The following is a 12,988-nucleotide window of genomic DNA, read 5'->3' as shown; positions in this document are numbered from 1 at the left end:
ATTAAATGTTAGAATGTGCGTAGAGGGAAAAATATGTCCATTTCGCTAAGCAAACTTTCCGCCGCAATCGGCGATTCTCCAACGCTTAAAATTAATGCCAAAGCCCGTGCCTTAAAAGCCGCCGGACAGCCCGTCATCCACTTGGGCGGCGGCGAGCCCACCTATCCGGCCCCGCAGGCCGCGGTGGAGGCGATTATCCGCAAAGCGCAAAGCCGCAAAATTAAATATACGCCTTCGTCCGGTACGCCGGAAATGAAAGCCGCCGTGCTGCGCTACACGCAAGCGCATTACGGACGAACCTACGAGCCGGCCAACGTCATTATCAGCGCCGGCGCCAAACAGGCTTTGTTTAACTTTTTGCTGGCTGCGGTGGATCCGGGCGATGAAGTGATTTTCCCGGCGCCATATTGGGTCAGCTATCCCGAAATGGTGCGCCTGGCGGGGGGAAAACCCGTGGTGGTGCGCGGCGAGGGCCGCTCCCTGCAGGTAAGCGCGCAGGCCATTTTGCAGGCCGTTACGCCCAAAACCAAAGCCATTTTGCTTAACAGCCCATGCAACCCCTCCGGTCAAATTTACGGCGAAGACTTCATCCGCCAAATCGTGCAATTTGCCGAACAAAACAATATCTTTTTGGTAATGGATGATATTTACCACCAACTGGTGTTTGACGGCAAAAAAACGCCCAATCCGTGTGCGTTTGCCAAAGAAGGGAAAAATTTAGTGATTATTAACGGCGTGTCCAAGCTCTACGGGCTGACGGGGCTTCGCATCGGCTGGGCCGTAAGCGCCCACGCCCCGCTGATTGCCGCCATGGGCCGCATGCAGGCGCAGAGCACGTCGTGCAATTGCGACCTGTCCGAAACGGCCGCGGCGGCCGCGCTAAACGGCGATCAGCAGGTCGTAGCGGATTTGTGCCGCATTTTGCAGGAAAACCGCGACGTTTTATTAAAAGAAGCGGCCCAAATTCCTCATATTCGGGTGGAAAAGCCCGCGGGGACTTTCTATTCGTTCATCGATTTTAGCCATTACAATGCCGACTCCAGCGCGTTGGCGCAATACTTGCTGGACAAGGTGTTGGTGGCCGTAGTGCCCGGTGTGTCCTTTGGGGCGGAAGGGTACTTGCGCATCAGCTTTTGTGCGGATCAGACCTCTATTGTAGAAGGCATGCGCCGAATCCGCTGGGCGCTTGATAAAAACGCTCCGAAGGAAATTAAAATCGGGGATAAATTACTAACGAGGGATTAACATGAAAACACTCAATGCAAAACCGGATTTTTTTAAGCCGGATTACGGACTGGAAAATGCGGGTATCACCACGGAGAAGACCGTCTATTGGAACTATTCCACTCCAGCCCTGTATCAGCAGTCGCTTTCCCGCGGGGAATCCAATATCGTGTACGGCGGCCCGCTGTGCGTGAGCACCGGCAAACATACCGGCCGCAGCCCCAACGACCGCTATTTCGTGGAAACCAAAGATATTGAAGGCAAACTCTTTTACAACAAAAGCAACAAAGGCATTAAACCCGAATACTTTGACAAAATTTTCGCCAAAGTGCAAGAATACGTAAAAGACAAAGATTTGTTCGTGCGCGATGCGTATGTGGGATCCAGCGAAGCTTCCCGCCTCAAAGTGCGCGCCATTACCGAATGCGCCTGGACGAACCTGTTTGTAAAAAATATGTTCATTGAACCCAAACAGGAAGAACTCAAATCGTTCGTGCCGCAGTTCACGCTGATCTGCCTGCCCAAAATGAAAGTAGACCCCGCTACGGACGGCACGCTGAGCGAAACCGCCATTTTGATTAACTTTGAGAAAAAGATGATTCTGGTCATCGGTTCCGAATACGGCGGCGAAAACAAAAAAGCGCTTTTTACGGTTATGAACTTCCTCTTGCCGCAGAAAGGCATTATGACCATGCACTGCTCCGCCAACGTGGGCGACAAGCAGGACAGCGCCATTTTCTTCGGTTTGTCCGGCACGGGCAAAACCACGTTGTCTGCCGATATTACCCGCGGCCTCATCGGCGACGATGAACACGGCTGGGATGATGACGGCGTGTTTAACTTTGAAGGCGGCTGCTATGCCAAGGTAATTAAATTGAGCCAGGAAGCCGAACCGCAAATTTACTCCACCACCCACCGCTTCGGCACCGTGTTGGAAAACGTGGTCTTTGACCCGGAAACCGGCAAACTGAATTTGGACGACGACACCCTGACGGAAAACACCCGCGCGTGCTATCCGCTTAATTTTATTGAAAACGCCGTGGAATCCAAACGCGCCACGCACCCGAAAAACATCATTTTCTTAACCTGCGATGCTTTCGGCGTGATGCCGCCCATTTCCAAACTCACGCCCGACCAGGCTTTGTACCACTTCATTAGCGGCTACACCGCCAAAGTGGCCGGCACGGAAAAAGGCGTAAAAGAACCCACCAGCACCTTCTCTACCTGCTTTGGCGGGCCGTTTATGCCGCTGCATCCTTCCGTGTATGCGGAGCTGTTGAAAAAGAAAATTAAAGCCCATAACGTGGACTGCTGGCTGGTCAACACCGGCTGGATCGGCGGGCCGTATGGCGTGGGGCACCGCATCAGCATCAAATACACCCGTGCGCTCTTGAATGCGGCGCTGGACGGGAAACTGGCCAAGGTAGATTTTATTACCGACCCGGTTTTCGGCTTCCAGATTCCGCAGTCCTGCGAGGGCGTACCGTCTGAAATTTTGAACCCGATGAACTCTTGGGCCAATAAAGAAGAATATATGGTAAAATATGAGTCCTTGGCAAAGGCGTTCATTGAAAACTTCAAAAAGTATGAAGACGGTTGTTCCAAGGAAGTCTTGGCCGCCGCGCCGAAAGTAAAATAGGCGCCCGCACCGGACAAAATTTAAACGGAGCCCTTTGGGTCTACTAAAAGGGCTCCAAATATAATAGAATGAATAAAACGATATTTTCGTATTCGTAACAGGAGAATTAGTAATATGGCAAAAGCAAATGCAAAATTTATGGCCCCTTTAACCCCCAGCGCTGAACTCGCCGCCGTAGTGGGTTCCGCCGCCCTTCCCCGCACGGAAGTGGTCAAAAAGATGTGGGACTACATCAAAAAGAACGGCTTGCAGGATTCCACCAACAAACGCATGATCAATGCGGATGAAAAACTGGCCGCCATTTTTGAAGGCAAAAAACAAATCAGCATGTTTGATATGAGCAAATACCTCTCCAAACATCTGTCCAAATAACGGTTATTAAAACCTTTCAAGCCTCGCCGCGTGCGGGGCTTTTCTTTTGGGAAAAAATGCCCGATAAGAATAGAAACTGCTACAATAATTATATGGAGCCGAATTATCCCAATGAAGGCATGCGCCAGCTGTTGGACGGATACCGCCACTTTTTTAAGGGCAATTCGCCGCGTAAGGGCTTTTGCGCCCTGCATGCCGAGCAAATTGCCCATACCCAAAACCCGCATTCCATGGTGATCAGTTGTTTTGACAGCCGCGTCTGCCCGGAAGCGATTTTCGCTACCAACGACGGGCACATCTGCGTGCACCGCAATATGCTAAACCAAGTGGATACGCGGGACGTGTCCATGATGGCTTCGCTGCAGTTTGCCGTAGAGAGCTTACGCGTGCAAAATATAGTCGTGCTGGGCCACAGCAACTGCAACGCCGTGGCCAAACTGAAGATGTTGGATAAACTGCCTGCGGCCATTTCGGCTTGGCTGGGCGGAGGGAAATACCGCGGAGACAGCTACGAACAAGCCATTAAAAACAATGTGCTGGATCAATTGGCCCGCCTGCGGGAAATCGCGTTTGTACAGCAGGCGCTGGCACAAGGCAAATTGAATTTGGAAGGGATGGTATTTCATATTGATACCGGTCGGCTGGAACGGTTTGACGCCCGGCAGAACGGGTGGAATTTTGTGGAGACGGAGGAATAAATGCCTGCGGATTTAAAAACCATGTATGAAGGCATTTTGGCAGCCTGCGGCGGAGCGGACAATATCGTTACGCTGGGGTGCTGTATGACGCGCCTGCGCTTTACGGTAAAAGACGAAGCGTTGGTCTCCCCGGAGGCGTTGCGCCGGGTGAAAGATGTGGCGGGATATTTTTATTCCGGTTCGCAGCACCAGCTGATTGTGGGGCCGTCTACCGCCAACAAGCTGGCGGCGTATTTTCGGGAGCGGCACGCGTTTGCGCCCTTGCAGCTTTCCGGCGATTATGCCCTTTCCGGCGTGATTAATGCCGAAATCGGCGATACCAAGGGAAACAAAGCCGCCGTACGCAAGAGATATTCCAGCGTGCTGAGCCATGTGTGCGCCGTGATCGGCAATATCTTTATGCCGCTGATTCCCGCTTATATCGGCTGCGGGCTGTTGCTGGGGATTACCAATATCTTATCCAAAACCGTGCTCACGGGCGATTCCAATTTGGTAGCGCTGTTAAGCGTGTTTGGAAACGGCATTTTCTTTTATTTGAATGCCGTCGTGGGCTACAATGCCAATAAAGAATTTGGCGGTACGCCTGCCCTGGGCGTGGCCTTTGCGGGGATTTTAAATATGCCCGCCTTGGCGGAAGTGTCTTTGTTTGGGGCTTCGTTAATGCCCGGCAAGGGCGGCGTCATTGCCGTATTGCTGGTGTGCTGGGCCGGCAGCTGGCTGGAAAAACGCCTGCGGGCTTGGTTTAAGGGAAGCACGGAAATGTTCCTCACTCCTACGTTAACCATTTTTATTGTGGGGGTGGTTTCTTTGGTGCTTATCCAGCCGGCGGCGGGGTGGCTGTCCGAGCAATTGGCCCTGCAAACCCAAAACGCCTTAAAACACGGAGGATTGATAACGGGGGCGTTGTTGGGCGGCTCGTTCCTGCCGCTAGTGATGCTGGGCATTCACCAAAGTTTGGTGCCGATTCACCAGCAATTGGTCGATTCGTTGGGCGCCAACCCGTTATTCCCGATTTTGTGTATGGCCGGCGCCGGGCAGGTGGGAGCCAGTTTGGCCGTTTTGTGGAAAACCAAAAACAGCAAGCTAAAAACGATTGTTAAAAATGCCCTGCCGGTAGGCCTGCTGGGCATTGGCGAACCGCTTATTTATGGGGTTACGCTGCCGCTTTTTAAACCGTTTATCGGCGCCTGTTTGGGCGCGGCGGTGGGCGGAGCGGTCGTGGCGGTGTTCCATGTTACTTCCGCGATTCCGTTTGGCGTTTCCGGCGTAGTGCTGTTTTTGGTGCTTTCCAATTTACGCAGCGTGCTGTTTTATGCGCTTGGCTTTTTGGCCGCCATGGCGGCGGGTTTCTTGTTTACGTGGAAACTGGGTTTTGATGACCCGCCGGAAGAAGAGGCTTAAAAAATTTAAAATCCCCGCTTGCAAGCGGGGATTTTTTTGCCGTTTAATGGGAATGGCCAAAGTAAACCTCGCCTTGGATGCCGTGTTGAAGGCAATAAGCGGTAATTTCTTCCCGCAGTTTTTGCCAGTAATCGGTGCTTTCCTGCAGGTAGATTTCGCTGTAGAGCGGAAGCGCCTGCGGGTAGTGGCGTGCGACAAAGTTCATCACTTTGCGTTGGTAGGCAGGACGCATATTTAAACTGTCAAAAGTGTAACGCTCGGCATAAGGGCGGGTTTGCTCTATGATTTTTCTCCAATCGCTTATACCGGGGAACAATGGGGCCGCCATAACCGCGGTGTGAATGCCGTTTTGATGTAACGTCTGAAGGGCGTCGAGGCGGTCTTGCAGGCTGGAGGCGCCCGGCTCGGCCAGTTGGCGGAAAGATTCGTCGGCCGAGGCGATAGAAAAGGCCACCTCGCAGGAAGGCATTTGCTTGAGTAAATCCATATCCCGCAGCACTAAAGCCGATTTGGTAAGGATGTGTACCTGCGCTTGGCAGACAATCAGCTGCTTGAGCAAACGGCGGGTCAGTTCATATTGTTTTTCATAGGGATTGTACGGATCGGTTACGGAGCTGAGCATGACCCGCGTGCGGAAGAGTTGGGCGGGGCGGAGCGGAACAGGGCACTCTTTTACATCTAAAAAATCGCCCCATTCTTCGGCGTGGCCCGTAAATTTGCGCATATATTCGGCGTAGCAATATACGCATTTGTGCGGGCAGCCTACATAGGGATTGATGACGTAATCAAATCCGGGAATTTTGGATTTTGAAAGCAAGGTTTTGACGGGTGTCTTAGCAATGGTAATCATAAGCGGCGTCTCCCTGGCGAAAACTATTTATATAGTGTACAATATCTACAAAAAGGAGCAAAATAATGCCAGTGCATTGGGGCACCTGTTGGGAACGCATCAAACATTTTTTTGATTTTGCCGCCCGCCGCCGGGAACGCTACCTAAAATGGGATCAAGAAGCCCAGAACGGAGACGAAGAGGCGCGGTACAGACTGCTTATGCTGTACCGGGAAGAGGGAGAAGAGTATTATCCGCTGGCCTTTAAATGGACGGTAATTGTGGCCAACGCCGGCGAAGACTGCGGCGTGATGCTGCAGGCGGCGGAAATGTATTTGGCCGGCCACGGCGCTCCGCAAAATGAAGAAAAAGCGCTCCTTTGGTTTGAGCGGGCCTTGTCTTTGCACATTATGCAGGGCAGAAACTCGCCGCTTTCGCTTGATGCCGCCAATTTTATCCAAGAAAAAATCCAAGAACTCCGTGCCAAATTAGGAAAGGAACACAACGAATAGGGTTTGCTCCGCCGTTTGGCCGCAGGGGACGGCTGCAACTAATCCAATTATAAACGGGCAGGCGGATGAGCGTTGGTATACAATAAAGAAAAGCGCGCCGCACGGAAAAGAAAAACCGGCGGCAGCGCGGGGGAAAATCATCATGGAAACAACGCAGGCAAAACGTTCCGTTTGGTGGGAACTCTCATCCACGGGGCCGTGCATGGTGCTGCGGCGCCTGATTGACCGGCACAACCAAGCTTCTTTTGATCCGTTTTATTGGCTGGCGGTATGTTATTGCAGCCCGGAATTTGAACGGGCCGATATCATTGCTCCGCCTTCTCACCCCAACCGGGAAACGCTGAATTATTTGGTAACCGGCCTGGTGGATCCGCCCGATTTGGAAGACGAGCATTTGGCCCGCCCGGAAGGGGCTTCCCGCTGGGTGAACGTGGTGGGGGGCCTTCAGCAGGCCGATCCGAGCCAAAGCGTATATGTGCTGAATATGGAGTTATGGATGCACACGCTGCCGGGGGCCGCGGGCGGCGGAAAGCGCTGGGAGTTTGAAAGCGAACACGTGCCGCTGGTGCGTACGGAAGACGCACAAGTGCGGGTATTGTGCGGGGCGTTTAAACACCGCCAGGGAAGCATTGCCCAGCATCCGCTGGGAACCACCATTTTGGATGTTACGCTAAACCCGGGGGGCGCTTTTACATATAAAGCGCCGGCGGAAAATACGACGGTTTTGTATATCTTTGGCGGGAAAGTGTATTTTGGAGAGGGGGCCCAAGTGTGTTTCGGGAAAGATTCTTTCCTGCGGATGTGCGGCGGGGAGATTATGGCCTCTTCCCTGGCCAGCGGGGGGCGGTTTTTGCTGTTTTCGGCCAAGCCCATTGCCCATAAAAAACCGGCCGTGTGCCCGGAGAACGAAGAAGTCTGTCCCATTCAAAAATAAGGAGCCGCTGGACTTGAATTTCAACGGAATGCCAGCTAAAGTACAAGAAAGGGGTTAGGAGAGAACATATGCGAAAATGGATGGTTTTAAGTTTGCTCTTGGGATTGGTTTGCCCGTTACATGCGCAAATCCAGCGGACGTATCATTACGGCGTGGTGCCGACGGAAAACATTACCACGTTTGAGGTAAATCCCTCCACCACCGTGCTGGACGACAGCGCAGGAATTTCCTCCACCCAGCTTACGCTAAAGACCTATCACGTAATTAACGAACGTTTTAACTGGGGGGTGGAAGTGCCGGTGGTGCGCTACGAATCGCCGGATAAATCCGTCAACGGGCTGGGAGACGTCCTGGCCAATATCACCTGGACGCTGCCCGCTGAAAACCTGTTCGGCTTTGGTGCCAAAATGGAATTTTTCCTGCCCACTGCCACCGACAAGCTGTTGGGTTCCGGGCAGCTGCAGGCCAGTCCGTCCGCGTTTATTTTGCTGGCTTTTCCGGCGGGTTTTTATGGGGCGGTAGGATATAAGCATTATGTGTCTGTCGTGGGGGATCATGCCCGCGCGGATATTAATACGGGCCGCTTGCGCGCCAACATCGGCTACACGTCCCCCAACCAGTGGTGGGTGCTGACCAACTTGTATTACTATATGGATTTTGAACACAGCGGCATGGCGGAATTTATCCCGGAATTGGAAGTAGGCACGCTGGTAAACGACGGGACGGCCTTTTATGCAAACGCAAGCACACATGCTGCGGGAAACTGGAAAACGAAAGATTGGAGTTTTGGCGTAGGATTTAAACTGCTGTATCTGTAAAAATGTAAAAATCCCCGGTTTAAAACCGGGGATTTTTAAATGGTGCGCTCGGCGGGAGTCGAACCCACATTTCCAGCTTCGGAGGCTGACGCTCTATCCATTGAACTACGAGCGCGCAAATCTGTTTTCTTTATTTTATCAAAATTAAGCGCCGCACGGAAGGACTATGCTTCCGTTTTTGCCGCCTGTTGCGGTGCATGCGTGCGCGGAAACCCCAGCCAAATGGCTAGCAGCGCCCCTATGCCTAATAAATACGGATAATATAGGTAGCGCATAATGCTCACCGGAGAAACGCCGGACAGGCTGGCCGCCATCAGCAGTTGGGCCCCGTACGGAATAACGCCCTGTACAAAGCAGGAAAAAATATCCAATAAGCTTGCCGAGCGGTTGGGGGCAATGCCAAAGCGCTGGGCAATTTCTTTGGCAATCGGCCCGGCCATAATCAGGGCAATGGTATTGTTGGCGGTGCATAAGTTGGCAAAACTGATGACGCCCGCAATGCTCAGCTCCGCCCCGCGGCGGGAAGAAATTTTAGCCGTCATTTTTTGGATAATCCACGCGAGCCCGCCGTTGTAGCGGATCATTTCCAGCATGCCGCCCGCCAATAGCGTTACAATAATCAGCTCGCCCATTGCGTTGATGCCGGCCCCCATGGAGGTCGTCCACCCCCAAATGTCAAAAGCGCCCGTCATTAGGCCAATCAGCCCGCACAAAACGGTGCCGCCCAACAGCACCAGCATTACGTTTACGCCCATCACCGCCGCTGCCAATACGATTACATACGGCAGCACTTTTACCCACGAAATGGGGCCGCTGGCAAACGAGCTTTGCGCGCCGCTTCCCAAGAAAATATAGAGAATGGTCGTAAGAATGGCAAAAGGCATAACGATGTGAAAATTGGTTTTGAATTTATCCGCCATTTTGCAGCCTTGGGTGCGGGTGGCCACGATTGTGGTGTCGGAAATAAAAGAAAGATTGTCCCCAAACATGGCGCCGCTTACCACCACGGCGCTCATCAGCGCGGGCGAAATTCCCGTCTGCGCAGAAAGCCCCGCCGCCACCGGCGTCAGCGCCACAATCGTGCCTACCGAAGTGCCCACCGAGACGGAGATGACGCACGCCGCCAAAAAGACGCCCGCCGCCAGCACATTGCCCGGCAGAATAGCCAAGGTTAAATTGACCGTTGCATCCACCGCGCCCATGGCTTTGGCGGTTTGGGCAAAGGCTCCCGCCAGGATGAAAATCAGCACCATTAGCATAATGTTGGAATTGGCGGCCCCTTTGCAAAAAAGTTCAATGCGGTTATGCAGCGAGCCGCCTTTGCTCATGGCCACGGCCACCACGGAGGAGAGCACAAAGGCCACGGTAATGGGCATTTTGTAAAAGTCGCCCGCCGCAAGAGAAACGGCCAAATAAGAAAGTAAAAAAACGCCCAGTGGAATGAGGGCAAGAGGATTGGGGGTAAATTTTTCCGGTTTCATAAAATTCCTGCGCCGGGCAAAAAGAAACCGCCGGAGCGAGGCGCGTCTGGCGGACGGCGGAAATAAGATGATAATATTATATAAATTTTAAGCGGTTTCCGCTTTCGCCGGGTTATTGGTTGGCGGTGGTATAGATGCGCAGCATGTCTTCTTTAGCCAGCGGCTTAAATTTGCTGACGGTGCGCGTTCCGCCGCGGCTGCAGCGGTCGGCCAATTCATACAGTTCGGCAAAGCTTAATTGCCTGCCTAACAGTTCGCGCAAATTGGTGGGCATGCCCAAAGAGGTAAAGAAACGGACGGTGGCTTCAATGCCTTCGCGGGCGGCGGTATCAATGTCGGTTACGGTTTCCAGCCGCCATACGTTGCAGGCGTAGCGGGCAAAGCGGGCGGGGTCTTCTTTATACACATACATCGCCCACGCCTGCCACACGGCCGATAAACTTTCCCCATGCGCTACGCCGAAACGGCCGCTAAGTTCGTGCCCCAATTGATGCACCGCAAATTCTTTTTCGGCCCCCAGCCCCGTTAAATTGTTGTGGGACAGGCTGCCCGCCCACATAAGTTCGCTCTGGGAAACATAATCATGCGGGTTTTGAACGGCTTTGGGCCCGTAGTAGATGACGGTGCGCATTAACGCTTCGGCCAGGGCGTCGGTCAATTCGTTGCCCTGCATGGGGGTAAAATAACGATCCAGCGTATGCATTAAAATATCCGTTACGCCGCAGGCAATTTGTTTGGGCGAGAGGGTGAACGTCAGTTCCGGGTTCATCAGCGCAAAACACGGGCGGTTAAAGGGCGTATTGAGGCCGCGTTTGTCTTTATGGGCGTCATCGGTCAGCACGGCCGAGTCGCTGGTTTCGCTGCCGGAGGCGGAGATCGTTACAATGCATCCTACGGGAAGGGCTTTGGTGACGGTTTCTTTGCCCAGCCAATACGTCCAAATATCGGTTTGCGGGTTGGCCGCGCCGATGGCAATGGCTTTGGCCGTATCCATTACGCTGCCGCCGCCGATGGCCAAGATAAAATCCGCTTGAAAGGGGATGGCTTCCAGCACGCCTTTGCGCGCAAAAGAGAGCGTGGGGTTGGGCTGAACGCCGCCTAATTTTTTAACCGTCAGCCCGGCCATCATCAGGGATTTTTCCACCCGTTCCAACAGCCCGCTTTTTACGGCGCTCTGCCCGCCGTACACAATCAGCACGCGCGACCCGCCGTGCTTGACGACGGCCTCGCCTGCTTTTTCTTCGGCGTGGGAACCAAAAATAATTTCAGTAGGGCAGCAAAAGGTAAAATCTCTCATGCGCATCTTCCTTATCTATACAAAACTTATTATATAACACTTTTCCGTTTGTGTGTATGGGAAAAGTGCTAAAATATGCGTGTGGATCGGCTCCCGCATACGGCTGGAGCGGCAGGGACAACCTATGAAAAGCGTAATTATTACAATCGGCGATGAAATTTTGTTGGGACAAATTTTAGACACCAACTCCCGCTTTATGGCGCGGGAACTGGCCAAATTGGGAGCGGAAACGGTGCAAATGCGCTCGGTGGCGGATGAAAAAGAAGCCATTTGGAAAGCGTTGGATGACGCGTTTTGCGTGGCGGATGCCGTGTTTGTGACCGGCGGGCTGGGCCCCACGAAAGACGATTTAACCAAAAACGTATTGGCCCAATACTTCGGGACGGAATTGGTTTTTAACCCGCAGGCGTATGCGTGGCTGGAAGAAATGTTTTCCGCCAATCCCCAGCGTTTAAATGCCTATAATAAATCGCAGGCCATGCTGCCCCGCGCGTGCACGCCGCTTCATAACGTAAAAGGAACGGCCAGCGGCATGTGGTTTGAAAAAGAAGGAAAAGTGCTGGTGTCGCTGCCGGGGGTGCCGTTTGAAACGGAATACCTGTTCCCGGCGGAAGTGCTGCCGCGGCTGAAGGAAAAATTTCACGATTTGCTTTTGCAGTACCGCATGGTAACCGTATACAATATCCCCGAGGCGGAACTGGCCATGAGGCTGGCCTCTTACGAGCAAAAATTGCCGAAGGGGCTGTCGCTTGCGTATTTGCCGTCGGCGGGGTTTGTGCGTTTGCGTTTGACGGCCAAAGGAGCGGCAGTGGAGCGGCTGGACACGTTTTGGACGGCTTTATTGCAGGAGTTAAAAGGGCTTTCTTTTGAAGAGCCACGCAGCGAAACTTCGCAGGAAGAATTTGCCCGGCGGCTGCGCCAAAGCGGGGTAACGGTGGCGTGCGCGGAAAGCTGTACGGGGGGAAATATCGCCCATCTGATCACGGCGGTGCCGGGGGCGTCGGCCTATTTCTTAGGCGGCGTGGTGGCCTATTCCAACGAAGTTAAGAAGCAGGTGTTGGGCGTATCGGAAGAAGATTTGAAAAAGTACGGCGCCGTCAGCGAGCCGGTAGTCCTGCAAATGGCCCAAGGGGTGCGCCGCATTACCGGGGCGCAGTGGGCGGTTTCTACTACCGGGGTGGCCGGGCCGGACGGCGGTACGCCCGAAAAACCCGTTGGAACCATTTGGATGGCGGTAGCCGGGCCCAACGGCGCCCGAGCGCAAAAGTTTGTCTTTTCCCACACGCGGGAGCGCAATATCGGCCGCGGCTCCATTCAGGCCCTGCAGTTTTTGTTAAACGAAATAGAGGCGGCCAACCGGTAAGGAAAAACCAAAAACGGCCCGCGGCGGGCTACTTTAGCAGTGCGTCCAGCTGGCGGCGTAGTTCTTCTTCCGAAAATTCGCCGGCCATCCGTTTGACGATTTGCCCGTTTTTTACAAACACAAAAGCCGGCACCCCCTGTACGCCAAACCGGCGGGCGGTGCGGGGGGAGGTTTCTACGTCCACCGCCAAAACGGCGGCCCGGTTGGCATAGGCTTTGGCCAACGTGTTAACGAGGCCCGCCATCTGTTTGCAATGCTGGCACCACGAAGCAAAAAATTCTATCATCTCCGCTTTTTCGTATTTTTTGAAGGCCGTTTCAAACGACGCATCGGTTACGGTCAATTTGCTGTCCATACTTATCCTCCTGTTAGCAGTGTAGCTTTCTTGAGGCTGTTTTGGCTAATCCTTTTTAGACTAGT

13 protein-coding genes and 1 tRNA gene are annotated in these 12,988 nt (G+C 53.3%); 9 read left to right on the top strand and 5 right to left on the bottom strand.

Features of this window, described 5'->3' with window-relative positions; genetic code table 11:
- The first annotated feature begins 33 nt into the window (after positions 1-33).
- The 5 genes from B5F75_RS00205 (at position 34) to B5F75_RS00185 (ending at position 5,334) form a co-directional block, all read left to right on the top strand.
- Complete coding sequence (locus tag B5F75_RS00205) at positions 34-1,245, top strand: pyridoxal phosphate-dependent aminotransferase (protein WP_087286182.1); 1,212 nt, start codon at positions 34-36, stop codon at positions 1,243-1,245.
- A 1-nt stretch (position 1,246) separates the two neighbouring features.
- Entirely contained in the window at positions 1,247-2,863 is a 1,617-nt protein-coding gene (pckA, locus tag B5F75_RS00200; RefSeq protein WP_087286180.1) for a phosphoenolpyruvate carboxykinase (ATP), read from the top strand.
- 114 nt (positions 2,864-2,977) lie between these two features.
- Entirely contained in the window at positions 2,978-3,235 is a 258-nt protein-coding gene (locus B5F75_RS00195) for an SWIB/MDM2 domain-containing protein (RefSeq protein ID WP_087286178.1), read from the top strand.
- A gap of 92 nt (positions 3,236-3,327) precedes the next feature.
- Positions 3,328-3,933 carry a carbonic anhydrase gene (locus tag B5F75_RS00190; protein WP_158093723.1) on the top strand — a complete coding sequence of 202 codons (606 nt, stop codon included), beginning with the start codon at positions 3,328-3,330 and terminating at the stop codon, positions 3,931-3,933.
- The gene (locus B5F75_RS00185; protein ID WP_204201181.1) at positions 3,934-5,334 is read left to right on the top strand and encodes a PTS transporter subunit EIIC; all 1,401 of its coding nucleotides are present in this window, start codon (positions 3,934-3,936) and stop codon (positions 5,332-5,334) included.
- 43 nt (positions 5,335-5,377) lie between these two features.
- Here B5F75_RS00185 and B5F75_RS00180 read toward each other — a convergent pair whose 3' ends face one another.
- A complete protein-coding gene (locus B5F75_RS00180) occupies positions 5,378-6,184 on the bottom strand; it encodes a radical SAM protein (RefSeq protein ID WP_087286174.1) in 807 nt (268 codons plus the stop codon).
- Positions 6,185-6,249: 65 nt separating this feature from the next.
- Here B5F75_RS00180 and B5F75_RS00175 point away from each other — a divergent pair, with 65 nt between their 5' ends.
- The 3 genes from B5F75_RS00175 (at position 6,250) to B5F75_RS00160 (ending at position 8,427) form a co-directional block, all read left to right on the top strand.
- Positions 6,250-6,675: an SEL1-like repeat protein gene (locus B5F75_RS00175; protein ID WP_087286172.1), complete on the top strand. Its 426-nt coding sequence runs from the start codon at positions 6,250-6,252 to the stop codon at positions 6,673-6,675.
- Positions 6,676-6,817: 142 nt separating this feature from the next.
- Complete coding sequence (locus tag B5F75_RS00165; RefSeq protein WP_143351211.1) at positions 6,818-7,609, top strand: cupin domain-containing protein; 792 nt, start codon at positions 6,818-6,820, stop codon at positions 7,607-7,609.
- Between the two features lie 68 nt (positions 7,610-7,677).
- Positions 7,678-8,427 carry a hypothetical protein gene (locus tag B5F75_RS00160; protein WP_143351210.1) on the top strand — a complete coding sequence of 250 codons (750 nt, stop codon included), beginning with the start codon at positions 7,678-7,680 and terminating at the stop codon, positions 8,425-8,427.
- 40 nt (positions 8,428-8,467) lie between these two features.
- Here the strand turns inward: B5F75_RS00160 and B5F75_RS00155 are convergent.
- From B5F75_RS00155 to B5F75_RS00145, 3 genes are all read right to left on the bottom strand, one after another.
- Positions 8,468-8,542, bottom strand: a tRNA-Arg gene (locus tag B5F75_RS00155).
- A gap of 49 nt (positions 8,543-8,591) precedes the next feature.
- Complete coding sequence (locus B5F75_RS00150) at positions 8,592-9,908, bottom strand: Na+/H+ antiporter NhaC family protein (RefSeq protein WP_087286164.1); 1,317 nt, start codon at positions 9,906-9,908, stop codon at positions 8,592-8,594.
- A 112-nt stretch (positions 9,909-10,020) separates the two neighbouring features.
- Positions 10,021-11,205 (bottom strand): iron-containing alcohol dehydrogenase, encoded by a 1,185-nt coding sequence (locus B5F75_RS00145; RefSeq protein ID WP_204201179.1) that lies wholly within the window; start codon positions 11,203-11,205, stop codon positions 10,021-10,023.
- A gap of 124 nt (positions 11,206-11,329) precedes the next feature.
- On the opposite strand from B5F75_RS00145, the gene B5F75_RS00140 reads away from it, so the two are divergent.
- On the top strand, positions 11,330-12,568 hold the full coding sequence (locus B5F75_RS00140) for a CinA family nicotinamide mononucleotide deamidase-related protein (protein ID WP_087286161.1): 1,239 nt from the start codon (positions 11,330-11,332) through the stop codon (positions 12,566-12,568).
- A 28-nt stretch (positions 12,569-12,596) separates the two neighbouring features.
- Here B5F75_RS00140 and B5F75_RS00135 read toward each other — a convergent pair whose 3' ends face one another.
- Complete coding sequence (locus B5F75_RS00135) at positions 12,597-12,923, bottom strand: thioredoxin family protein (RefSeq protein ID WP_087286159.1); 327 nt, start codon at positions 12,921-12,923, stop codon at positions 12,597-12,599.
- Positions 12,924-12,988: the final 65 nt, after the last annotated feature.

Origin of the sequence: Elusimicrobium sp. An273, assembly GCF_002159705.1 — a bacterium.
Classification (GTDB): domain Bacteria; phylum Elusimicrobiota; class Elusimicrobia; order Elusimicrobiales; family Elusimicrobiaceae; genus Avelusimicrobium; species Avelusimicrobium gallicola.
Note: the sequence above shows the minus strand (reverse complement) of the source record. Positions and strands in the feature narration are given on the sequence as shown.